Consider the following 23,983-nt stretch of genomic DNA (forward strand, 5'->3'; position numbering starts at 1 on the left):
ATGATGGCGGAGGGGACCCACGCGTTCCCATCTCGAACACGACCGTTAAGCCCTCCAGCGTCGATGGTACTTGAACCGCAGGGTTCTGGGAGAGTAGAACGTTGCCAAGCAATTAAAACCTTACAAGGAGAAATCCTCGTAAGGTTTTTTTTATTTACAGGTGTTTGGATAGGTCAGAAAGCTTATCCTGTGTAAGAGTCTCTAAAGACTCCTATTTCCACGAAAAGCACCAGAAATACAAAAATAGCAGTCTCTAGAAGCTCTTATTCTGCTAAAAGCAACCCAACTCCAAGCCCTATCCCACAAATAAGAGTCTCTAAAGGCTCCAATTTCACAGAAAGTACCCATAAAATCAAAAATAGCAGTCTCTAGAAGCTCTAATATTTCCCAACGCTTACCCACACTAAGCGCCCGCGTACAGCTTTTACACAAATTCAAGCCAAAACCCAAGAAATTGAAGAATCTTTGTCATTTTTACAAAGATGAGAAAAGAATCGAATGAATCCTTTCAACTTATATTACAATAAAGCTTAGTTTACTTTGTGTAGAGATACTTTGGTTCGCAACCACAGATCCCGATAAATGGTGATACAGAGACAGGAGTGATACATAGTGGGGAATACCTATGTTCAGATAGGTATGGCGATGTTCCGGACGGGGATATTGGGATATGGCGGCGGGCCGTCGATTGTGCCATTGATACGGTACGAGGCGGTTACGCGGTTTCAATGGATGAAGGATGAGGAATTCATGGAAGTGCTGGCGATAGCTAATACGCTGCCGGGACCGATAGCAACGAAGCTTGCGGGCTATTTGGGATATCGGCTCAAAGGCGGATGGGGAGCGGCGATTGGTGTTTTAGCTCACATCGTTCCTACCTGTGTAGCCATGGTGGGGCTGTATTCGTTTATTAATTTCTTTAGTACTTCTCAAGTGATTAAAGGCATGATAGCGGCGGTAGTTCCTATTGTAGCGGTGATGTTAGGCGTGATGGCATATGAGTTCGGAGAGAAAGCGGTAAAAGGCTTGGGTTGGGTGGCAGGTCTCACATTTTTTGTTATTTCATTCTTGCTGCTGCAGACTTTCTCTGTGCATCCGGCTATCGTTATTTTTATGTTTTTACTATATGGTGCTTTTCATCATAAGCTAAAGGACAAGTGGGGCAAGAACAAGAAGCAGCTTGGCAAAGGTGATGGCGTATGAGTGAGTGGTGGCATTTACTTGTTAGCTTCTTTTTAGCCAATGTGTTCGGATATGGAGGAGGACCCTCGTCGATCCCGCTGATGTATCAAGAGATTGTTCCGAATCATGCTTGGATGACCAGCAGTGGATTCTCGAACATGTTAGCGCTTGGGAATGCGCTGCCTGGACCGATTGCTACGAAAATAGCCGCGTATGTCGGCTTTCAAATCGGTGGTTGGGTCGGCGTTCTAATTGCGGTGGCTGCAACAGTTGTTCCTTCTATTATTGCACTCATCATTTTGCTGAATATCCTCCAGAAATATAAGCAATCTTCGGTAATCAAAGGAATGACGCTGCTAGTCCAGCCTGTTATCGCGATCATGATGGTGTTGGTCACGTGGAGCAGTATGGTGGAATCTACGAAAACGATAGGATACTTGCAGTTTATTGGTATTGCCGCAGTAGCTTTCTACCTCATTCAAAAGAGAAAGATTCACCCTGCGTTTGTGATTGTGGCTGGTTTCATTTATGGCGGTATATTTCTTTCCTGATTTCTTTCCTGATTTCTTTCGTGATGAAAAGAATAGGATAGTAAAAGGAGCATTCTTCAAAGAGGAGTGCTCCTTTTTGTTGTCCGCGTAACTTAACATAACATTATCGGGAGGGGGAGCCTTTATACTTTGGGATCAAGCACAAATGAATCGTCATTTTTTGTTAGATGCCCAAATATGATGTAATGTTAATTGACGTGTTATTCACCTGAACAGTATAGTGGGTGAAGATAGATATGTACTAGGTTCGCGTAAGGTATGGCCTAAATGATACCCAAATTATGGTTTTAAGAAACAGCAGATCCCAAAATGGGAGATGCTGTTTTGAATATATAGGGGTGTGTAAAGGACGAGAAGGAGGGGGCTCATTGCTTAAAACGGAGGGTTATTCAGTTGAGATGAACCAGATCGTCAAGCAATTTGGTTCTGTTGTAGCTAATAATCATGTTGATTTCCGGGCAAAAGCTGGAGAGATTCATGCATTATTAGGTGAGAACGGCGCCGGTAAAAGTACAATGATGTGCATGCTCTCAGGTGTATATCGTCCAACAAGCGGAGAGATTCTTATCCACGGTGAGAAGGTACGAATTCGTTCGCCTAAGGATGCGATGAACTTAGGGGTTGGCATGGTCTTTCAGAATTTTCGACTTGTTCAAACGTTAACTGCCGCGGAGAATATTGTACTTGGGGAGTCGTCTTCGTTCTGGCGCGGCCCACGATGGTTAGCTAGAAAGTCCGAGGAGATCGAGGGAATATCGAAACATTTTGGGCTACCGTTTCCGGTGGACCGGCCCATTTGGCAGCTGTCTGTCGGGGAACAGCAGCGTGTTGAAATTGTGAAGACGCTCTATCGTGGAGCGGATTTAATTATTTTGGATGAGCCTACCTCGGTGTTGACGCCAGGTGAGGTGGATCAGTTGTTTGAGACACTGAATCGCATGAAAGAAGAAGGCAAGACCGTCATTATGACGACGCATAAACTCAAGGAGGTTATGTTTGCTTCGGATCGCATATCGGTCATGCGTAAAGGCGAGATGATCGCAACGATGGCGAAGTCAGAAACGAATGAGAGGGAACTGGCGCAGCTGATGGTCGGCAAGGAGAGCCTGGAAAGTCAGACGGCTGTTAGAGAGAAATCGCTAGGAAAGCCGATGCTTGTGGTGGGTGGTTTGGATGTGTATGCGGAGCATGGACGCAAGGTGCTGGATGGGCTTCATTTTCAAGTGTGTGAAGGTGAGATTGTTGGTGTGGCCGGGGTGTCTGGAAACGGGCAGAAGGAGCTTGCGGAGGTGTTAACAGGGCTTCGCGTCTGGAAACAAGGCGATGTGCAATTTGCCGGCAAGGCATTGCGTAACGGTTCGGTGCGCGCAGCCATTGAGCTAGGCATTGCCCATGTGCCGGAAAACCGCATGAAGAGCGGTCTAGCGGGCAGTTTGGGCGCCGTAGACAATCTGCTCTTCAAGACGTATCGTTCTCCAGAGCGATCTCGATTCGGTTTGCTTCGTACTGGGAGCAATCGAAGCTGGTCGCAGAAGCTTGTTGAGCTGTTCGATGTAAGGACATCGGGGATTGATGCACCTGTTCAGTATATGTCAGGGGGGAATCAGCAGAAGCTGCTTTTTGCCAGGGAAATTGATCAAGGTCCGAAGCTGATGGTTGCCGTGCATCCAACGCAGGGGCTAGATGTAGGTGCCACTGAGGGTGTGCACCAATTGCTAGAGGAATTGCGCAGCAAGGGGAGTTCTGTTCTCCTAATATCAGAGGATTTGGATGAGGTGCTGCAGCTAGCTGACCGAATACTTGTCATGTACGATGGACGCATCGTGGGCAATATTCCGCGAGAGGAAGCGAGCCGGGAATATATCGGTATGTTGATGGCGGGGTCTGAGGAGGATGCAGGGTGAGCGAACAACAAACGGCGGGAACCATTCCGATAGAAAAAAAGGTGCCTAAACGAGAAGCTGGTTTTCGTTTGCCTTACCGATTTGAGATTGATCCTGCGGGGCCAGCCAGTCCGTGGTGGGTGACGATTGTATCTATCGTCTTAGCGCTTGTGGCCTGCGGCATTTTTATAGCTTTGAATGGTATGAATCCGATTGTGGTTTATGCCAAAATGCTGAAAGGTGCCTTTGGTTCCTCTTTTGGCATTACGGAGACCCTTGTGAAGGCGATTCCACTGGTGCTTTGCGGTCTTGGCGTTTCAATTGCGTACCGGATTTCGGTATGGAATATCGGTGCCGAGGGGCAGTTCTTGGCCGGAGCGATGGCGGCTACCGCGGTTACGGTTTATTTTCCACAGCTGCCAATGTATATTTCGATTCCATCTATGGTGGTAGCGAGCATCGTAGCCGGTGGGGTCTGGGGATTGTTGACGGCGATTCCGAGGACCTATTTTCAAGTTAACGAACTAATTACATCCTTAATGTTGAATTATGTAGCTCTTCTTGCCTTAAATTATGCGGTATTCGGTCCATGGAAAGATCCGAAAGGCTTTAACTTCCCAGGATCCCCGATGTTCACCGCGGCGCAGTCTTTGCCTACTTTCGGAACAACCCGACTTCATTTTGGGATCATTTTTGCTATTATTGCCGTGCTGCTCTATGCCTTTATGATCCGATATACACGATGGGGTTATGAGCTGCGCCTCATTGGTGCGAATGCGGAAGCTGCGCGGAATGCAGGAATTCGAATTTCCAAACATGTTCTCGTTGTTATGATCATTAGCGGCGGGGTAGCTGGATTAGCGGGAATGAGCGAAGTTTCCGGTGTGGCGCACCGACTTATGTATGGTATTTCGCCGGGGTACGGGTACACAGCGATTATTGTGGCGTGGCTTGCGAAGTTAAATCCGACAGGGCTGGTAATTTCATCTGTGCTGTTTGGAGGGCTCATTGTGGGAGGATACAGTGTGCAGACGATCGGTCTTCCTTCATCGACCTCTTCTATGATTCAAGGGGCTATCCTATTTTTCCTTATTGCGGGCGGTATGGCTGGGAAAATCCGTATTCGCCGCAATCGATGATCAGTGAGCTGATGGATGAGCTTGGTTTGAAATCATGCTGAAAGGGGAGGGAATGTCATGGATATAGTCACACAATTAATTGTTTCGGCTATCTCTTCCGGTACGCCGCTGCTGTTAGCTGTATTGGGTGGAATTCTTATCGAAAGATCAGGCATCACACAACTGGGTGCAGAAGGACTGATGTTGATGGGGGCAGTGACTTCTTGCCTTGTCTTCATTCAAACCGGGAGTTTGGTGCTGACCCTTCTCAGTGTACTTGCAGTAGGCGGTGTTCTGGGTGTGCTTCATGGATTTCTTTGTGTAACCCTGCACGCTAATCAGGTCGTAAGTGGTCTGGCCATGACGATTTTCGGTACAGGTCTTAGCGCTTATCTCGGGAAACGTGTTAGCGGCATCCCATTACCCGGAGCGGTACCAAAGCTAGATTTGCTATGGCTGGAGAATGTGCCGTTTATTGGGAAGGTTTTTGCGCACTTGGATCTTTTTACTTGGTTTAGCTTTGTACTGGTTATTGTCATGCATCTCTTCATCCATCGTACTTCGTGGGGACTGCATCTAAGAGCGGTAGGGGATAACCCGGCCACAGCTGATGTTATGGGTATTCCCGTTATTGCGATTCGCTACGGCTGTATCATTATTGGTTCCATGTTGATCGGTATTGGCGGAGCTGATTTGCTGCTCGTATACACGCCGACTTGGAACGAAGGCATGACCTCTGGACGCGGTTGGATTGCGGTGGCGCTCATTATTTTCGCGAGATGGAATCCGGTTCGTGCTTTGGTGTGCGCTTATTTCTTCGGTGTGCTGGATACGCTGGGATTCCGCGTGCAGCTTATTGGCAGTCATATCCCTTCTTATTTTCTTAAAATGATTCCGTACATTGTCACCATTCTGGTTCTGATGTTTCTCGGTTGGCGTAATCGCAATAAGCCTTCGGGTGCACCGGAAGCACTAGGCGTTCCTTACATTCGGGAGCAAAGATTTTAATGTTGAAGGGGTGGAGGTATTTGGTAATGGACCGTGATAGGCATATTCCATTTTTGAAAAGATGTGTAGAGCTATCTCTGCTAGCCAGAGAATCGGGGAATACACCGTTTGGTGCGCTATTGGTTGGACCGCATGGAGAAATTTTGCTGGAGCAGGGGAATATCGAGATTACGGAGTCGAACTGCACCGGTCATGCGGAGACAACTTTGATGGAGGCAGCTTCCAAACGGTATAGCAAGAAAGAGTTGTGGGAGTGCACCTTGTATACGTCCGCAGAACCTTGTGCGATGTGTGCCGGATCGATTTATTGGGGAAACGTTGGGTGTGTCGTTTACGGAATATCGGAAAAACAGCTAGCTATTTTGACGGGTGATGATGAACAAAATCCAACACTCGATCTACCGTGTCGTGAAGTATTTGCCAGGGGGAATAAGCCGATTCAAGTGCTCGGTCCTTTCCCAGAGGTAGAAATAGAAGCTGCAGCCGCGCATGCTGGATATTGGTCTTAAACGTGTAAAGGAAAGCCGTCAGGATGATATCCTGGCGGCTTTTCTATGTATGGCCCAAAGTTGAAAGCGTTTAAATAAGTTTAATATTTATAAAAACGAGTTGTTTTTTTGAAAAGACGATGAGTGCCTCCAGCCCTATACTTAGGTCTATGAAACAAGAACCTGAGGTAAACGAGAGGGGTAGTTCAGATGAAAAAAATGTTTTCCGTATTTGCTTTATTATCTTTGATTTTAGTGATTTCAGCTTGCGGAGCTAAAACCGCAACGACGGAACAAAAAGATGCGGCAAGCACAGCGGCGCCGACAGCAGCAGCCAAAACGGATGCCAAAGCCGGAGGTAAAGTAGGAATCTCGATGCCGACGAAATCATCCGAAAGATGGGTGAGCGACGGGGCTAACATGGTGAAGGAATTCGAAAAGTTAGGTTATAAAACTGACCTGCAATATGCGGAAGACGTGATTGAGAACCAAGTCGCTCAAATTGAAAATATGATTACCAAAGGTGTTAACATCCTAGTAATCGCACCAATTGACGGAGAATCTTTGACGGACGTTTTGAAGAAAGCGCATGATGCTAAGATTGAGGTTATCGCATACGACCGTTTAATTAAAAAGAGTGAGTTTGTCAGCTACTATGCGACTTTCGATAATTTCAAGGTTGGCGTGCTGCAAGCTTCCTATATCGAGAAAAAGCTAGGATTGAAAGAGGGTAAAGGTCCATTCAATATTGAGCTTTTCGCTGGATCACCGGATGATAACAATGCACATTTCTTCTTTGATGGAGCTATTTCCGTGCTGAAGCCTTACCTCGATTCCGGTAAATTAGTGGTGAAGAGCAAGCAAACGGGGTTCGAGCAAGTGGCTACACTAAGATGGGACGGTTCGGTTGCCCAATCCAGAATGGATAATCTGTTAAGTAAAAACTATGCTTCTGAGAAAGTGGATGCGGTATTGTCTCCATATGATGGCATCAGTATCGGAATCCTATCTTCCCTTAAAGGTGTTGGCTATGGGACAGCAGGCAAGGCACTGCCTGTTATTACTGGGCAAGATGCAGAGCTTGCTTCCGTCAAATCGATCATTTCAGGGGAACAAACACAAACGGTATTTAAGGATACTCGTGAGTTAGCTAAAAAAGCGGTTGCGATTGCAGACAGTGTTCTAAAAGGAAGCAAACCCGAAGTGAACGATACGAAAACGTATAATAATGGCGTTAAAGTTGTTCCAGCATACCTGCTTGAGCCTGTATCCGTAGATGTATCCAACTATGAATCTACCCTGGTTTCCAGCGGTTATTACACAAAAGATAAATTAGGTAAATAATTGTTAACCTAGGAACTGCCTAAATGATCTAGTGATAGCCGAGCGTGACTATCGCTAGATCATTTATTACATGGAAGGCTTGGTGATCGCATGTCGGATGCCATATTGGAAATGAAAAATATTACGAAAACATTTCCGGGTGTGAAAGCGCTCAGTAATGTGAATTTACGCGTTCAAGAAGGTGAGATTCACGCCTTACTTGGTGAGAATGGCGCAGGAAAGTCCACGCTTATGAAAGTTTTGAGTGGCGTATATCCACACGGATCCTATGATGGCGACATTCTGTTCAAGGGTCAAGTTTGTGAGTTCAAGGATATCAAACAAAGTGAAAACTTGGGGATCGTTATTATTCACCAAGAATTAGCGCTTATTCCCTATTTATCGATTGCAGAGAATATCTTTTTGGGAAATGAACAAGCTTCACGAGGGATTATTAATTGGAACGATACGATTGTGAAGACAAGGGAACTACTGCAAAAGGTTGGATTAAGTGAGCAGCCCACAACATTGACGATCAATATAGGTGTCGGCAAGCAGCAATTGGTGGAAATCGCAAAAGCCTTATCTAAAAAGGTAAAGCTGCTGATCTTGGATGAACCTACAGCTGCTTTGAACGAAGAGGATAGCGATAATTTGCTAAATTTATTGCTGGAATTTAAAAAACAAGGAATCTCTTCTATTCTGATTTCCCATAAATTAAATGAAATTTCTAAGGTGGCGGATTCGATTACCATTCTTAGGGATGGTCAAACCATAGAAACGTTGGATATGAGGAAAGACCAAATTACGGAAGACCGCATTATTAAAGGCATGGTAGGCCGGGATTTAACACATCGTTACCCAGTGAGGGAGCCGCAAATCGGTGAGACGTTGTTTGAAGTAAAGGATTGGAATGTTTATCACCCTCTGCAAGACAATCGTAAAGTCATCGATCAAGTCAATTTGAACATTCGTAAAGGTGAAATTGTCGGCATTGCAGGATTAATGGGAGCAGGTAGAACGGAACTGGCGATGAGTATTTTCGGCAAATCCTATGGGAAGAAAATCAGCGGTCATTTATATAAAGATGGCAAGGAAATTCACCTGCCAACGATTGATAAGGCCATTCATCATGGTGTTGCTTATGTGACGGAAGACCGCAAGAACTATGGATTAATCTTGATTGATGATATTAAAAGAAACATAACGATGGCCAGGCTAGATAAGATTTCGAAAAATAAGGTCGTCAATGAGAATGAAGAAATTGTCCATGCGGAGAGCTTCCGCCAAAAGATGAATATTAAAACCCCAAGCATTTTACAGAAAACAGGGAATTTAAGCGGCGGCAATCAACAGAAGGTCGTTTTAAGCAAATGGATCTTTTCAGAGCCGGATATTCTCATTCTTGATGAACCTACACGGGGTATCGATGTGGGGGCCAAATATGAGATTTATACGATCATCAATCAATTAGCAATGGAGGGCAAAGGAATCCTGCTTATTTCCTCGGAGCTTCCCGAAATTCTGGGCATGTGTGACCGTGTTTACGTGATGAATGAGGGGAAAATGGTTGGCGAATTAAGTAAAGAGGAAGCTTCACAGGAAGAAATCATGAAGTGCATAACGAGAGCAGGGGGACACATGCATGGAAACACTGACTAAAATGTTTAAAAGCAACATCCGTCAATACGGCATGATTATTGCACTAGTCTTAATAACGGTATTTTTTCAAATTATGACGGATGGGGTTCTATTAAAATCACTGAATGTAACGAATTTGATTTTGCAAAATAGTTACATTTTGGTGCTGGCGATAGGCATGCTGCTGGTCATTATTACAGGAAATATCGACCTATCTGTAGGATCTGTAGCCGCTTTTGTAGGGGCTGTGTCAGCCGTTCTGATGGTCGATATGAAAGTGCCTTTTATCTTAGCAGTTATCATTTCTTTGCTCATTGGAGCATTGGTAGGGGCTTGGCAGGGCTTTTGGGTCGCCTATGTGAGAATCCCATCTTTTATTGTTACGCTGGCGGGGATGCTCCTCTTCCGGGGGTTGACGATGATCGTTTTGAAGGGGATGTCTATCGCACCGTTTCCGAAGGCTTTTCAGAAAATCAGCTCTGGCTTTATTCCTGATGTATTAAATGGTAGTACAATGCATAACACTACACTGATCATCGGAGTCGTATTATCCCTAATTTTGGTGTGGAGTGAACTTCGAAAAAGAAAGAATCAAGTCAAATATGACTTTGATGTTATGCCAATGGGATGGTTGATTGCTAAAATTGCCGTCATGGTCCTGATCATTAACGTATTTACGTATGTATTGGCTACCTATGAGGGTATTCCCAACATTCTGGTTCTTTTGTTTGTACTTGTTGTGATTTACTCCTTCGTTATGAATAGAACGGTCATGGGTCGCCATATTTATGCGCTTGGCGGAAGTGAGAAAGCGGCTAAATTATCAGGAATCAAAACGAAGCATGTGACCTTCTGGGTGTTCGTAAATATGGGAGTCATGGCAGCGCTATCCGGTCTCGTATTTGCGGCAAGATTAAATGCAGCTACCCCTAAAGCAGGTGTAAACTTTGAGCTGGATGCTATCGCTGCGTGCTTCATTGGCGGTGCTTCCGCAACTGGTGGAATTGGTACGGTTATTGGGGCTATCATCGGTGGACTTGTGATGGGTATCATGAACAATGGGATGTCCTTAGTCGGTCTAGGTATTGACTGGCAGCAGGGTATCAAGGGATTGGTGTTGTTATTCGCGGTAGGTTTTGATATTTACAATAAATCTAAAACTGCTTAGTAAGATAACTAGATAATAGAGGATCAAATAAGACTTTTCCTGAAAAGGAGAGTCTTATTTGCGGCTTACACCTACAGAGTGGGGGATAAATGATGAGTAAACGTATGACATGGCTAAGAAGTAATCCCTTCAAGGTGCTCTCTTTTTCTTTGCGTTCAAAACTGATGATAGCCTTTGTGGTTATCGCTTTATTAGTCGCAGTGACGAGCGGATTATCCTACTATTTTCTGAAAAAAATGAACCTATCCTATGTGAATTTATTAAATCATAATGCCATAATTCTGCAGCTTGCTTCAGATATCCAATACCAAACACAATTGCAGTATAGCCTTATGTCCAACTATGTCATTCAACCTTCTCCGGAGAAAGTTCAAGCAATTCACGAAAGCAATCAGAAGCTTAATGCTTTGGTGCAAGACATCAAGGGTATCGACGAGAATGCGGAAGATCAAACTTACTATAAGGTAATGGGGGAGTCCATCGAGACGATTGCCGGATTGGTGCTTGATCTTGAGAAGACGAAATCCAGTTTTCAAAGGACCGTACCCCTCACTCAAAATTTAACCAAGCTTGCTGAGAAGATTCAGAAAAAGCAAAAGAACATCATGGAATTGAAGAAAGTGGAAAATGGCAATAGGATGGATCAAACCATTTACAAGCTCATATGGGTAAGCATCACGGCTTTAGTGATCGCGTTAGCCATAGGATGGATGGTATCCAGAATGATTATCGCCCCTCTCAGGACGATTGTTAAGGCGGCGAGAGATATAGCTTCTTGTGATTTAACGGGTCGAGATATTAGAGTCCGCAGCCGTGATGAGCTTCATGACTTGGCGGAGGCTTTCAATCAAATGAAAGGCAATTTGTTTAAAATCATTAGCCAGGTTGACGATCATGCGAAGCATGTATCTGCAGCAGCAGAAGAACTCAGCGGTAATACCGAGCATTTGAGCCAAGCGTCGGAGCAAATTACGACAGTTGTGCAAGAGATTTCTGCAGGCTCCGAATCCCAGGTGCAGCAGATGATGACGGGTGTCTCTTTCCTTGCGCAAATGGATCATTCCGTACAACAAATTGCCAGGATTACGGAATTAACGAATGAAACGTCGTCTCACGCGTTGGCAGCTGTTAGTAGGGGGACGGATTCTATCGAATTATCCATTAGCCAAATGAACGCCATTTATTATAAAATGAAAGTGCTTTCGGAATCCGTTGAGCGCTTAGGAACACATGTCACGCATGTCCTAGCAGCGAACGATCTTATTGCCAATATCTCCAGACAAACCAATTTGCTTGCGCTTAACGCTTCGATTGAAGCGGCTAGAGCAGGTGAAGCGGGCAAGGGCTTCGCGGTTGTTGCTCAAGAAGTTCGTCATTTATCTAAGCAAACGACAGAGGCTGCGGATGAAGTGACGAGATTGGTAAATGCGATTCAAGAAGAAATGAGCGAAGTCGTACATTCCTGTGAGGCAGGTTCACAAGAAGTGAGCACAGGGATTTCAGTTGTCAATGAAGCGAACGTGGCGTTTGAACGAATAAAAAAAGAAATCGACGAGGTTAGCGCCCAAATAAGCGAGGTATCCCAGCAATCCTCAGACATTTCTCAGAAATCGCAAACGGCTCTAGAAGTTCTTCGTTCTATAGAAGATGTGGCCAAGCACACGGCTTCGGGAACGAAAGAAGTGTCCATAAACATGGAAGAGCAATTCGCGAGTATGGAAGAAATCGTGTCCTCTGCCAACGTTTTAAGCGGGATGGCGGAAGAACTAGATGAATTAATCGGTAAATTTCAATTAAGATCAAATGACATATAGAGCTCATCTGCGTGCAAAGGGTCATAGGAGGAACAAGTATGAAAAAGCTGTTGATGGTGTATGCGATACTGATCGCAACTTTTTTGCTTTTCCTTTATTTTTATCAATACAAGGAGTCTACGGATCAATCACTCAAGCAAATGAATCGCGGTCTCCAAGGGAAAATCGAAGAGAAGTATGTAATGGTCAACTTCCAGTCCGGCATCGATTATTGGAAAAGTTGTCTCAAAGGCTTCGAGGATGCCGCGAAGGCATTGAATGTTTCCGTGGAGTATCGAGGTGCTACACAGTACGATGTGTACGAAGAGATAACGGTTTTGGAACAAGTAATCGCCAAGAAGCCGGCAGGAATTGCGGTCTCGGCGATCAATCCGAACGCACTCGTTGTGACCATTAATAAAGCTGTCGAAGCGGGCATACCTGTCGTATTATTCGATTCTGGCTCACCTAAGAGTAAAGCCTACTCTTTTCTGGGAACGAATAATTATAATGCTGGCGTAAGCGCAGCTCACAAAATGGCTGAGTTGACCGGGAATAATGGAAAGCTTGCGATTATTACGCTGCCTAATCAACTGAATCATCAGGATCGGATGGCCGGATTTCAGGATACGATCCGAAGCAGCTACCCCAATCTACAAATTATAGCAGTAGAAGATGGTAAGGGGGATCAATTGGCATCCGAGCGGATTGCGGCTAAAGTTCTCAAGGATCATCCGGATTTGAACGGTATATTTGCTACGGAGGCCAATGGCGGTGTGGGTGTAGGTAATGCAGTGAAAAACTTGAATCGGCTGTCACAAGTGAAAATTATTGGTTTTGATACCGATAAAGGGACGCTCGATATGGTGAAGAACGAGACGATTTCAGCAACGCTTGCTCAAGGTACCTGGAATATGGGGTATTGGTCGCTTATGCATTTACTCCATCTTCAAAAGGAAGCCCAGAAATCGCATTTACCGCTGCAGAATGCTAAGGAACCGCTTGTACCTACCTACGTGGATACAGGAATTACAATCGTGACGAAAGAAAATGTCGATATCTATTATGCCAAATGACAGCTTTGAGGCGAATGATGAGGTGAAGCGCATGAAGATGTTCAAATGGATTAAACTGAATAACTGGCCAATCCGTTATAAGCTAATCATGCACTTCTTATTAATTAGCATTTTGCCTGCTATTTGTCTGGGTATTCTGATCGCGTTAGCGACCGATCGCATTATCGAAAAACAGGTTAATGAGCATACATCTCAATTAATCGGAAATGTGAATAAATCGCTTGAAGCGTATGCGGGAAATTTGCAGAATATTACCTATTTCACTTCCTTTAACCCACAAGTGAGGCGGTTTCTAAGCGGGGAGCCATCTATTCCGGCATCAGAAGCCTATGATATGCGGATATTCCTTCAAGGATTTACAACCCTATACTCGGAAGTGGCGGGTATCCTGGTGGTGAATGCGAAGGGGGATTACATCAGTAATGAAATGTATGCCCGAACAACTCGGAGCCTAACCGAAGAAGGTTGGTATAAGGAAGCAGTTGATCGAAAGGGGATATTCAGCATCGTGGGTCATCCCTCGGGAAGAAATGTCACTACGCACGTTGACTACAAGGATGAGGATATTGTCTCCGTAGTCAGAGCGATTCTGGATCCCGAAACTCAAGCGGTTAAAGGTGTCATCTTAATTGATTTAAAGCTTAGAGTCATCGCGGAAACCGTGCAGGATGTAAGCTTAGGGAAATCGGGCTACTTGATGGTTATCGATGATAAAGGCGAAAGTATTTATACACCGGAGCATCCACTTGTGAGCCAGTTTCAGCGAAGTTGGATGGACGAGAATCCCTCGGGTACTTTTTCTAAAACGATCGATGGCACCAACATGCAGTTCATTTATCGGAAATCAGCCTTTACGAATTGGACGACAGTAGGAGTATTTTCAACCCAAGAGACGGTCCGAGAGGTCCGAGAAATCCGCCTTTATTTGATCATGTTTGTTTTCGTTGTATGCTTGCTCGGTATTGCGGCTTCCTATTATTTATCGTATACCATCTCTTTCCCCATTTGGCAGCTAACATCATTCATGAGGAGAGCTGAGGATGGTAATCTGTCTATCCGCTTCAAGGATGAAAGAACAGATGAAGTCGGCATGCTGGGGCGAAGCTTCAATCATATGCTGATGCAAATTACGAAGCTGATCGGTTTGGTCGAAAAGGAGCAGCGGCAAAAGAGGGAAGCGGAGCTGCGAAGTCTGCAAGCGCAAATTAAACCGCATTTTTTGTACAACACACTCGATACGATTCTATGGTTAGCTCGTAAAAGCGGGGCGCATGAAGTGACGGAAGTGGTCGATTCGCTTTCAAGACTTTTTCGCATAGGTCTTAGCAAGGGGAATGAAGTCATTTCACTTATGGAAGAATTCGAGCACGTGAAGAGCTACCTCATCATTCAAAAAACAAGATACAAGGAAAAATTGAATTATTCCATTGTTATTGACCCTTCGCTCCATCAGCTGTATGTGCTCAAGTTGATTCTTCAACCGATTGTCGAGAATGCCATCTATCATGGGATTAAAGAGCGCCGTGGACCTGGTAATATCGACATAAACGCTAGGAATGAGATTGAAAAAGTGGTTATCACCATTAGCGATAACGGAGCCGGAATGTCCGAGGAAAAGCTTGAGAGATTAAGGCGAACCTTGGAAGCGGCTGCTTCTAAGTCGAACCCGGCAGCAAGTGAATATAAGCAGGATGCGCCTCCTGTAGGGCAGGAATCGTCATTTATACTAACAAATCCTCCATCGGGTGAGGGGTATGGATTAACGAATGTGCATGAACGAATTGTGATCAGCTTCGGAGAAGCTTATGGGGTATCCATTGAAAGCAAAAAGGGAGAGGGAACAACCGTAACGATCACACATCCTGTGCTAAAAAGAGAGGTGTCCGTATGATCGTAAGTCCGCCATGGAAAGTTTTGATTGCAGATGATGAATCGATCATTCGTGAAGGTATACTAAGTTCTTTGAATTGGCAGCAGCTTGGCCTAGAGGTTGTGGCAGAGGCAGAGGATGGCGAAGAGGCATTAGAGCTGGCACGTAAGCATAGTGTTCATATCCTGCTCGTTGATCTCAATATGCCCATAATGAACGGTATGTCTTTGATCAAGCATATTCGTGAGGAGCTGCCGGATTGCAAGATTATCATCATAACCGGACATGATGAGTTTACCTATGCGCAAGCAGCCATTCGCCTAAATGTGGATGATTATATCCTCAAACCTGTGAATCCTGCGCAGCTTGCAGATGTTTTGACGAAAATAATAAAGCAAATGGCTTCTTCTTTGGAGAAAGAAGAGCATCTGCAAATGGCTTCCAAACAGATCGAAAGGAACTTTTCGTTATTAAGAGAACGCTTCTGCCTGGAATGGATGGATGGGGGACTTAGTGAGGTTGAGATCAGAGAGCAGCTTGCGTTTCTGAAGATGCCCGATCGAGCGCCGAGTACACTAGGTGTTATTCAATGGTCAGGGAATTCAAGAGGTAAGGAACTTTTATCTGAAAGAGACCGTCAGCTTTACTTGTTTGCCATTGAGAATATCGTTGAAGAACTGTTATCTCCCTACACGCTGGTGAAATTTCGAGACCATTTGGGGATGCTGGTTGTATTGGTATGGGAACCGGTTCCGCTTGAAGCTATCGAGAAAATTGATGCGGCTGTGCAAACGTATTTGAAAATATCCATAGCTTCTCAATTCCTGACGGGCATAGAAGGCGTTACAGGTGTTTCTAACGTGTACCAGCAGGCGAGAACTTCCTTATATAAAGAAGCACATCTGTCTCCTTTTGTTCGTCTGGCGAAGGATTACATTGCACAGAGATATAGCGACCCGGAGATAACGCTGGAAATGATCGCCAATGAAATGAAGGTTTCCCCTGTGTATTTGGGAAGAATATTCAAACAAGAACTAGGTATACCTTTTGTAAATATGCTTACTCATACGCGTATTAAACACGCGATTCATTACCTGAGTACAACGGATATGACGATTATTGAGATTTCCGAAAAAGTGGGCTATGACTCCCAGCATTATTTCAGTACAGCCTTTAAAAAAGTAGTAGGCATAGCGCCAAATCAGTACCGCAAAGAAGGAACCATGCAGTCGTAATTGCCAAACAATGATAATAAACATACACCTTAGCTGAAAATGGTCAAATAGAAGCGTTAAGCTGCCTATTAACCAGAGAGCCGAGGTGTATTTTTTTCGTGATGATACGCGAAGGTGCAAGCTTACAAAAAAAGTTACTGATGTTATGAAAGTTTACAAACTTAATTCATATAAATTGACCATGATACAAAGCGCATTTACAATGAAACAAATCTTGATAAAGAATGGTTGGAATTTTCAGAGAAATAGAGGTGACGGGTAATGAAGCTGACGCTGCATAAAGTGAATGAATTGAATCAGGAAGATTTCATCGATAGGTTCGGCCCTCTATTTGAGCACTCGCCATGGGTGGCAGAGCGGGCATGGGGCTCGCGGCCTTTTGCGACGGAGAAGGAATTGATCAGTGCTCTGGAACGAGAGGTTTGGCTTGCTGAGCGGGTGGAGCAGCTGGCGCTGCTTAGAGCGCACCCAGACTTAGGAACGCGAGTGCGGATGACAGATCATTCTGTGCAGGAGCAGTCTGGGGCCGGTCTTGACCAGTTAACAGCTGAAGAATATAAACAGTTTCTTGGGCTCAACAAGCAGTATACGGATGCCTTTCAGTTTCCTTTTATCATGGCGGTCAAGGGCCAAACCAAAGAGACTATTCGAGAAGCGATTCGCACTCGGATACTTCGAGATAAAGAAGAAGAGCTTGGTAAGGCTTTGCAGGAGGTTTGTAAAATCGGGCGGTTTCGCCTAGAGGCTATGTTAGTCAATGAAGCGGAGGCGAATGCGATGAAGCAAGCGAACGGATCAGAGAGAATCATGTACTACGGCAAAGGTGATGTATGGGTATATCGTTCTTATGCGAAGCCGCTGACGAATCTGACGTTAATACCGGAATCGGGCTTTACTGGTCGAGATAATGTGCTGTTCGGGATGAATATCAAGGTGGCGGTAAGCGGAGAGAAGTTTTTCACTTCATTCACGGAGGGGGACAACTCGATGGTTGTTGCCACGGACTCGATGAAGAATTTCATCCTGCGCAAAGCTGGCGAGTATGAAGGTGCAACTGCTGAAGGGTTTCTGGAGTTCGCCGGCCGCCACTTTCTAGAGACGTACCCACAGATGACAGGTGTGAAAATGACGGCAGATCAAGTATCTTTCGAAGTGCTGCCGGTTCCTAGCGCAAAAGGTTTTGAAGGCAGTGATCTTGTTTACCGATATTCGCAAAATGAACATCCGACCGCTCTGGTTGAAGTCGTGCGCACAGACGAGGGAATAACTGTCGTGGAACATGCAGGCGGCATCGCTGACTTAAAGCTGATTAAGGTAAAAGGAAGTTCCTTTGCGGGCTACGTTCGCGATGAGTATACGACGCTTCCGGAATCTTTTGACCGTCCTTTATTTATTTTCTTAGATATGGCTTGGAGTTATGAAGAGGTGGCGGATGCCCTAGACTCTGACCTTGGACGCTATGTGGCTGCTGAGCAAATTCGTGATATTGCGCATACCGTATTCCATGAACAACATTCACCGTCGATTCAAAATCTTATTTATCGAATCGGGCAGCGCTCGCTCACTCGTTTTCCTCAATTAAAAGAAATTCGTTTTGAGTCTAACAATCGCACGTGGGAAACGATTTTGGAGCAAGCGTCCGTTGGTGAAGGTAAGGTGTTTACAGAGCCTAGACCGCCGTATGGTTTCCAAGGCTTTTCCATGACAAAGAGTGACCTGGAGGGACTATGAGCGTTGGTTTAACATCGCACGTGCTGGATATTAGCAGTGGACGACCGGCTAGTGGAGTGAAGATTGATTTGTTTCGTCTCCAAGACGGGCGCACAGAATTGCTTCGCTCGGAAGTAACGAATGCGGATGGCCGCGTTCAAGGAGCGATGCTTAGCGGGGATGATTTTATACCGGGAATTTACGAGTTAGTCTTTCATATAGGCGATTATTTCAGAGGAATATCTACTAACCTAGCCGAGCCTGCATTCCTGGATCAAGTACCGGTTCGGTTTGGTATATCGACCAGAGATGCACATTATCATGTGCCTCTACTCATCGCGCCATGGGGTTATAACACATATCGAGGAAGTTAACGCTGGCAGGATGGCTGCAGCATGAAAGACTCCGAGGGAGGGATTCGTATGACTAACCAATTTGACCTCGTAATTCGAAAAGGTACCGTAGTCCTGAGAGAGGAAGTACGCCAGTTAGACATCGGTATTCAAGGTGGCAAAATTGCTGCTCTAGGCGAAAACCTCGCGTACTCGGAGGATACACCTGTCTATGAGGCGGAACATTTGCACATTATGCCGGGGATGGTTGATGCGCATGTTCATTTCAATGAACCAGCACTTGGTCACTGGGAAGGGTTTGCTACCGGATCAGTGGCGCTTGCGGCTGGCGGATGCACGACTTATATCGACATGCCGCTGAATGGCGTGCCTCCTACGGTTCGGCTAAGTGCGCTTGAGCGGAAGCTGGCAGCAGCTGAAGGACATTCCTTGGTCGATTATGCGCTTTGGGGTGGTCTTGTTCCAGGCAATGTGGGCAATCTACAAGAGCTTGCGGAAGCTGGCGTCATTGGATTTAAGGCGTTCATGTCCTGTCCTGGCGGAGAAGGGGAAGATATTTTCGCTGAGGTGGACGACCTGACCCTTTACGAAGGGATGAAAGAAATTGCCCGCTTGGGGCTAGTGCTCGCGCTTCATGCTGAAAGCGAGGAGATCGTATCCAAGCTGGCCGCGCAGACACTCGCGGAAGGCAGACGCGGAGCGCTGGACTTCGTCGCGACGAGACCGATTGCAGCGGAGCTGGAAGCGGTGAATCGCGCACTGTTCTACGCCGAGGAGACGGGCTGCAAACTGCACTTCGTGCATATTAGCAGCGCGGAAGCTGTGCAAGCCATCACGGAGGCGAAGGCCAAAGGGCTGGACGTCACGGTGGAAACGTGTCCGCATTATTTAGTTCTAACTAGCGCTGATTTGGAGCGGCTAGGTCCAGTTGCCAAATGTGCGCCTCCGCTGCGCACATCGGAAGATCAAGCTCAGCTGTGGGCGGCGCTGGCAGATGGGCAGTTGGACATCCTCGCCTCGGATCACTCGCCTTGCCCTACTCATATGAAGCAAGGGGATTTCTTCGAGGCGTGGGGCGGGATATCCGGCGCGCAAAGCTCGCTGGAGCTTATGCTGGACGAAGGCTACCTACGCAGAGAGGTGCCGTTGCCAATGTTATCGCGGATGCTATCCCTTGAGCCGGCCAAGCGGTTTGGGCTGCATCCCCGCAAAGGTGAAATCGCTTTAGGTGCGGATGCTGATTTTGCTTTAGTAGACATGAAGCTGAGCTATTCACTTCAGGATAGTGATCTGCTTTACCGCCATAAACATAGTCCTTATGTAGGGAAAGCGTTCGGATGTCGGGTGAAAGCAACCTTTTTACGTGGTACAAAGGTGTATGAGCTTGGTGAAGGGGTAGCGGAGAAAGCGGACCGAGATGGGATTTGGTTGCGCCACGCAGCAGTGATCGGAGGTGAAGAACGGTGGCTAAAATGACACCGAACTCGCTGGATTTGCTGTCACAATACGCCGAACAGATGCTCGAAGCACTGGAATGGCTTTCCTCGTATGGCGCTGACCCAGAGGGGGGAGTCACCCGTTTGTTATATACGCAGCCATGGCTGCAGGCGCAGCAGGCTCTTATTGGGGAAATGCAGCAGCTGGGGTTAGAAGCTGGCTTCGATGCCGTTGGTAATGCATTTGGAAAACTGCAAGGGAGTAACCTTGCTTTGAAGTCGGTTCTCACAGGTTCTCATGTAGACACGGTAAAAAACGGCGGTAAATACGATGGGGCATACGGCATAGTGGCCTCTATGATGGCGCTTGGCTATTTGAAGGCTGCTTATGGAACTCCAAAACGAACACTTGAAGTGGTTTCATTCTGTGAGGAAGAGGGAAGTCGCTTCCCGTTGGCTTATTGGGGCTCTGGGCATGTGACCGGTGTGAGGTCGCTGACTGGAGTCTCGGGAATTGCTGATCTTGAGGGTGTGACTCTGCTTGAGGCAATGCAGCAAGCTGGATTCGACACTGTGAGTGTAAGTGAACACCCAGCGAAGCGCGAAGATATAGGAGTGTATATTGAGATTCATATCGAGCAAGGTTCTGTCCTGGAGTATAAGCAGAAGCAAATTGGCGTTGTTACAGCGATTGTAGGTCAAGTAAGGTTGACGGTAGTTGTAACGGGCACCTCGAATCATGCCGGGACGACTCCGATGACGATGCGAAAGGATGCTCTTGCAGGAGCAGCGGAAATGGTGGCTCTGACAGAGCGGATGGCGCTGGAAGAGGGGGAACCGCTTGTAGCTACCGTTGGTCGTTTGGAAGTAAAGCGGGGAACATCGAATGTGGTACCGGGGGAAGTTGAATTTACGCTGGATATTCGGCATACTGACGAGTGGAAGATGGATGCTTTTCGTGCAAGATTGCTAGCTGAGTTTGAAGTAATCGCGAAGCGAAGAGATCTTCAAATAGATACGCTTGAAAATTTACATGCTTCGCCTGTGGCTATGCATGAAGGGATTTCGGCAGAAATTGAAGCTGCCTGTGATACCTATGGGCTCCGGAGTACGCGGCTGCCTAGCGGGGCAGGACATGATGCTCAGTTGTTCGGGCCGATATGTCCGACAGCGATGATCTTCGTTCCAAGTCGCGCTGGCATTAGCCACAGTCCTGATGAGTTTACGGAACCGGCTGAACTGGTCGCTGGATTCCAAGCACTGGTGCATGTGCTATACCAATATGGCTATGGGGGGAAAGTAGATGAAATCTTATAAAGACTTGTCGCCCTCGCTGCGAACGATAATGACGCCAGGACCCGTTGAGGTTGACCCGCGGGTACTGCGGGCAATGTCTTATCCGATTCTGGGACAATTCGATCCTGAATTCACTGAACTGATGAATGAGACGATGGAAATGCTTCGTGATGTCTTTCAAACAAAAAATCAATGGGCTTATCCAATAGATGGCACCTCACGTTCAGGGATTGAGGCAGTTTTGGTAAGTGTAATTGAACCGGGGGACAAGGTACTTGTTCCTATTTATGGGCGCTTTGGCAATCTGCTTGTGGAAATCTCGGAGCGCTGCGGTGCAGAGGTTGTCCTGCTGGAGAGAGAATGGGGCACGGTGTTCGACCCTGAGGAAATCATCGCAGCTATACATCGGGAAAAGCCGAGTATCGTTGCGATCGTCCACGGAGAAACATCCACGGGTTGTATCCAACCGTTTGATGGCATCGGAGCAGCCTGCCGTGAAGTGGATGCCCTGCTTGTTGTGGATGCCGTCGCTACGATTGGTGGAGTCCCGGTACAAACAGACGAATGGCAGCTGGATGCTGTTATTGGCGGAACGCAAAAGTGTTTATCCGTCCCATCCGGCATGTCGCCAATTACGTATAATGAGCGAGTTGAAGCCAAGGTTATGCGACGTAAAACCATAGAACGAGGACTCCGTGAGAAAGGTTCGGCGGTGTCAGCTGGCAAGCCAGTCGCGAGCAACTATTTCGACCTGGGCCAGCTTCAGGACTATTGGAGCCCGAAACGGCTCAATCATCATACGGAGGCAACCTCGATGCTGTACGCTTTGCGCGAGGGCTTGCGTCTTGTCCTGCAGGAAGGCCTAGAAAATCGATATCGTCGTCATCAGTACCATGAGGCTGCATTAGTTGCAGGCCTTCAAGCAATGGGCTTATCGCTATACGGGAATCCGGACTGTAAGCTGACGGTTGTGACCTGCATCCGTATTCCAGATGGAATCGCTGGTGAATCTGTGAGGTCGATGCTGTTAAATAGTTTCGGGATTGAAATCGCCAGTTCTTTCGGACCGCTGAAGGGTCAAATTTGGCGAATCGGCACGATGGGCTTCAGCTGTAATCAAAAAAACGTTCTCCACGTGCTTGGTGCACTGGAAGCAGTTCTCCTATGGCACGGCGCCGATATTACAGTCGGCAAGGCATTGCAAGCCGCGTTAACGTTATATGCTCGTAAAGAGGAGGAGCTGCCATGTTAAATATCATGCCGCGAGCCGAGCGTGCTATGATTGCTACGCCTCATTATTTGGCTAGCAGTGTGGGGAGTGCCATTTTGCAGCAGGGAGGCAATGCATTTGATAGCGCGATTGCGATCAGTGCGGCACTAGGAGTCGTCTACCCGCACATGACGGGGCTTGGCGGGGATGCCTTTTTCCTCATGCATGATGCAGCGACGGGTACTTTTACGGGATTTAATGGAAGCGGGAAGTCAGCTGCGCTGGCGACGCCTGATTTTTACAAAGATAAAGGGTTAAATACGATTCCGCAAAGAGGAATTCTAAGTGCGATAACTGTTCCGGGCATGGTCGATGCCTGGTGGCAAGTATGGGAGAAGTACGGGAAGCTGCCGTGGGAGAAGCTGCTCGACCCAGCTATTGCTTATGCGGAAAACGGTTTTCCTATCTCGCGCAATTTGCTTTTTTGGATGCGTAAGGATGAGGCTTTCATTCGGGCTTCTGAGCAGCTGAGTGCCTTGTATATGGCGAACGGCGAGCTTTTGAAGGAAGGGGATCGTCTTGTTCAGAAAGACATGGCCCAAACGTTACGTATCGTTCAACGTGAAGGTAGAGAGGCCTTTTATAAGGGTTCCTTCATGCAAAAGGTTGTTGATCACATTCAGCGAGATGGTGGATTGCTGCTGGAAGAAGATTTCCGTACTTATTCGGGAGAATGGGTGGAACTGCTTTCAACAACATACCGTGGCTATGAGATTTATCAAATGCCGCCGAATTCACAAGGATTCACAGCGCTAATGATGATGAATATGCTGGAAAATATAGAGGTTAGTGCGGTTCCGCGGGCGTCCGCGAATTTTTATCATATGATGTCAGAAGTGATCAAAAAAGCGTTCAAAGACCGTGATCTTTACTTGACGGATCCCCGTTTTCGGGAAATTCCGCTGGAGCGTTTGCTTTCTAAATCCTATGCGGTGGAGCGCTGGAATGAGATTCAAGCGGAACCTCTCAAGGTGAGTGAACACCTATCACCAGCGATCGGGCAGGATACGGCTTATGCGGCCGTTGTTGATGATGAAGGGAACTCGGTCTCGTTTATACAAAGCTTGTATTTCGACTTCGGTGCTGCTTATGTGCCAGGAGATACGGGCATTATTATGCAAAATCGAGGTTCTTATTTCTCGCTGGATCCCGCATGCGCGAACGTTCTAGAGCCGAACAAAAGGTCATTTCATACGTTAATGCCTGCCATGGTGAGCAAAGCGGGGAAACCTTACATGCTTTTCGGTACACAGGGCGGAGAAGGTCAGCCGCAAACACAGCTGTCCATCCTGACAGGCGTGTTGGATTATGGTTTGTCCATTCAAGAAGCCATATCGCTGCCGCGTTGGGTATACGGCCGTACGTGGGGGGAAGATGGCGATGCGCTGAAGCTCGAGCACCGTCTGGATGGCGATGTTTATGCGCGTTTGAAAAGGTGGGGACACCGTGTTGAACCTGTGAACCCTTGGGATGGGATTATGGGGCAAGCGCAGGGCATTGTGATTGATGAGAAAGGTTTCATGAGCGGTGCTGCGGATCCTCGCGGCGACGGTTTAGCGATCGGCTGGTAGGACGATAAATC

At 46.6% G+C, this 23,983-nt stretch carries 19 protein-coding genes and 1 rRNA gene; all 20 read left to right on the forward strand.

What is annotated here, in order from left to right:
* A 5S ribosomal RNA gene (gene rrf, locus AC58U0_RS27990) occupies positions 1-110 on the forward strand; the annotation flags it as partial.
* Between the two features lie 502 nt (positions 111-612).
* Complete coding sequence (gene chrB, locus AC58U0_RS27995) at positions 613-1,203, forward strand: chromate efflux transporter ChrB (RefSeq protein ID WP_497382137.1); 591 nt, start codon at positions 613-615, stop codon at positions 1,201-1,203.
* On the forward strand, positions 1,200-1,733 hold the full coding sequence (chrA, locus tag AC58U0_RS28000) for a chromate efflux transporter ChrA (protein WP_307551886.1): 534 nt from the start codon (positions 1,200-1,202) through the stop codon (positions 1,731-1,733). Before chrB ends, chrA begins: the two co-directional genes overlap by 4 nt.
* Before the next feature lie 398 nt (positions 1,734-2,131).
* Entirely contained in the window at positions 2,132-3,637 is a 1,506-nt protein-coding gene (locus tag AC58U0_RS28005; protein WP_497382240.1) for an ABC transporter ATP-binding protein, read from the forward strand.
* Entirely contained in the window at positions 3,634-4,755 is a 1,122-nt protein-coding gene (locus tag AC58U0_RS28010; protein WP_497382138.1) for an ABC transporter permease, read from the forward strand. Before AC58U0_RS28005 ends, AC58U0_RS28010 begins: the two co-directional genes overlap by 4 nt.
* A 57-nt stretch (positions 4,756-4,812) precedes the next feature.
* The gene (locus tag AC58U0_RS28015; protein ID WP_497382139.1) at positions 4,813-5,742 is read left to right on the forward strand and encodes an ABC transporter permease; all 930 of its coding nucleotides are present in this window, start codon (positions 4,813-4,815) and stop codon (positions 5,740-5,742) included.
* Positions 5,743-5,768: 26 nt separating this feature from the next.
* Positions 5,769-6,251 (forward strand): nucleoside deaminase, encoded by a 483-nt coding sequence (locus AC58U0_RS28020; protein WP_057301961.1) that lies wholly within the window; start codon positions 5,769-5,771, stop codon positions 6,249-6,251.
* Positions 6,252-6,440: 189 nt separating this feature from the next.
* Positions 6,441-7,574: a multiple monosaccharide ABC transporter substrate-binding protein gene (chvE, locus tag AC58U0_RS28025; protein WP_497382140.1), complete on the forward strand. Its 1,134-nt coding sequence runs from the start codon at positions 6,441-6,443 to the stop codon at positions 7,572-7,574.
* Between the two features lie 90 nt (positions 7,575-7,664).
* Complete coding sequence (mmsA, locus tag AC58U0_RS28030; RefSeq protein ID WP_497382141.1) at positions 7,665-9,215, forward strand: multiple monosaccharide ABC transporter ATP-binding protein; 1,551 nt, start codon at positions 7,665-7,667, stop codon at positions 9,213-9,215.
* Positions 9,199-10,362, forward strand: a complete 1,164-nt coding sequence (gene mmsB / locus AC58U0_RS28035; RefSeq protein ID WP_497382142.1) for a multiple monosaccharide ABC transporter permease — start codon at positions 9,199-9,201, stop codon at positions 10,360-10,362. Before mmsA ends, mmsB begins: the two co-directional genes overlap by 17 nt.
* 92 nt (positions 10,363-10,454) lie before the next feature.
* A complete protein-coding gene (locus tag AC58U0_RS28040; RefSeq protein WP_497382143.1) occupies positions 10,455-12,176 on the forward strand; it encodes a methyl-accepting chemotaxis protein in 1,722 nt (573 codons plus the stop codon).
* 38 nt (positions 12,177-12,214) lie between these two features.
* Positions 12,215-13,231 carry a substrate-binding domain-containing protein gene (locus AC58U0_RS28045; RefSeq protein WP_497382144.1) on the forward strand — a complete coding sequence of 339 codons (1,017 nt, stop codon included), beginning with the start codon at positions 12,215-12,217 and terminating at the stop codon, positions 13,229-13,231.
* Between the two features lie 31 nt (positions 13,232-13,262).
* On the forward strand, positions 13,263-15,122 hold the full coding sequence (locus AC58U0_RS28050) for a cache domain-containing sensor histidine kinase (RefSeq protein ID WP_497382145.1): 1,860 nt from the start codon (positions 13,263-13,265) through the stop codon (positions 15,120-15,122).
* The gene (locus AC58U0_RS28055) at positions 15,119-16,336 is read left to right on the forward strand and encodes a response regulator transcription factor (protein WP_497382146.1); all 1,218 of its coding nucleotides are present in this window, start codon (positions 15,119-15,121) and stop codon (positions 16,334-16,336) included. The genes AC58U0_RS28050 and AC58U0_RS28055 overlap by 4 nt, the downstream gene beginning before the upstream one ends.
* Before the next feature lie 261 nt (positions 16,337-16,597).
* Positions 16,598-18,067, forward strand: a complete 1,470-nt coding sequence (pucL, locus tag AC58U0_RS28060; RefSeq protein ID WP_497382147.1) for a factor-independent urate hydroxylase — start codon at positions 16,598-16,600, stop codon at positions 18,065-18,067.
* Positions 18,064-18,420 (forward strand): hydroxyisourate hydrolase, encoded by a 357-nt coding sequence (gene uraH, locus AC58U0_RS28065; RefSeq protein WP_497382148.1) that lies wholly within the window; start codon positions 18,064-18,066, stop codon positions 18,418-18,420. The genes pucL and uraH overlap by 4 nt, the downstream gene beginning before the upstream one ends.
* A gap of 48 nt (positions 18,421-18,468) precedes the next feature.
* Entirely contained in the window at positions 18,469-19,875 is a 1,407-nt protein-coding gene (locus AC58U0_RS28070; RefSeq protein WP_497382149.1) for an allantoinase, read from the forward strand.
* On the forward strand, positions 19,872-21,152 hold the full coding sequence (locus AC58U0_RS28075) for a Zn-dependent hydrolase (RefSeq protein WP_497382241.1): 1,281 nt from the start codon (positions 19,872-19,874) through the stop codon (positions 21,150-21,152). Before AC58U0_RS28070 ends, AC58U0_RS28075 begins: the two co-directional genes overlap by 4 nt.
* On the forward strand, positions 21,139-22,383 hold the full coding sequence (locus AC58U0_RS28080) for a pyridoxal-phosphate-dependent aminotransferase family protein (RefSeq protein ID WP_497382150.1): 1,245 nt from the start codon (positions 21,139-21,141) through the stop codon (positions 22,381-22,383). Before AC58U0_RS28075 ends, AC58U0_RS28080 begins: the two co-directional genes overlap by 14 nt.
* A complete protein-coding gene (ggt, locus tag AC58U0_RS28085) occupies positions 22,377-23,972 on the forward strand; it encodes a gamma-glutamyltransferase (RefSeq protein WP_497382151.1) in 1,596 nt (531 codons plus the stop codon). The genes AC58U0_RS28080 and ggt overlap by 7 nt, the downstream gene beginning before the upstream one ends.
* The last annotated feature ends 11 nt before the right edge of the window (positions 23,973-23,983 follow it).

The organism is Paenibacillus sp. J31P190, assembly GCF_059692075.1.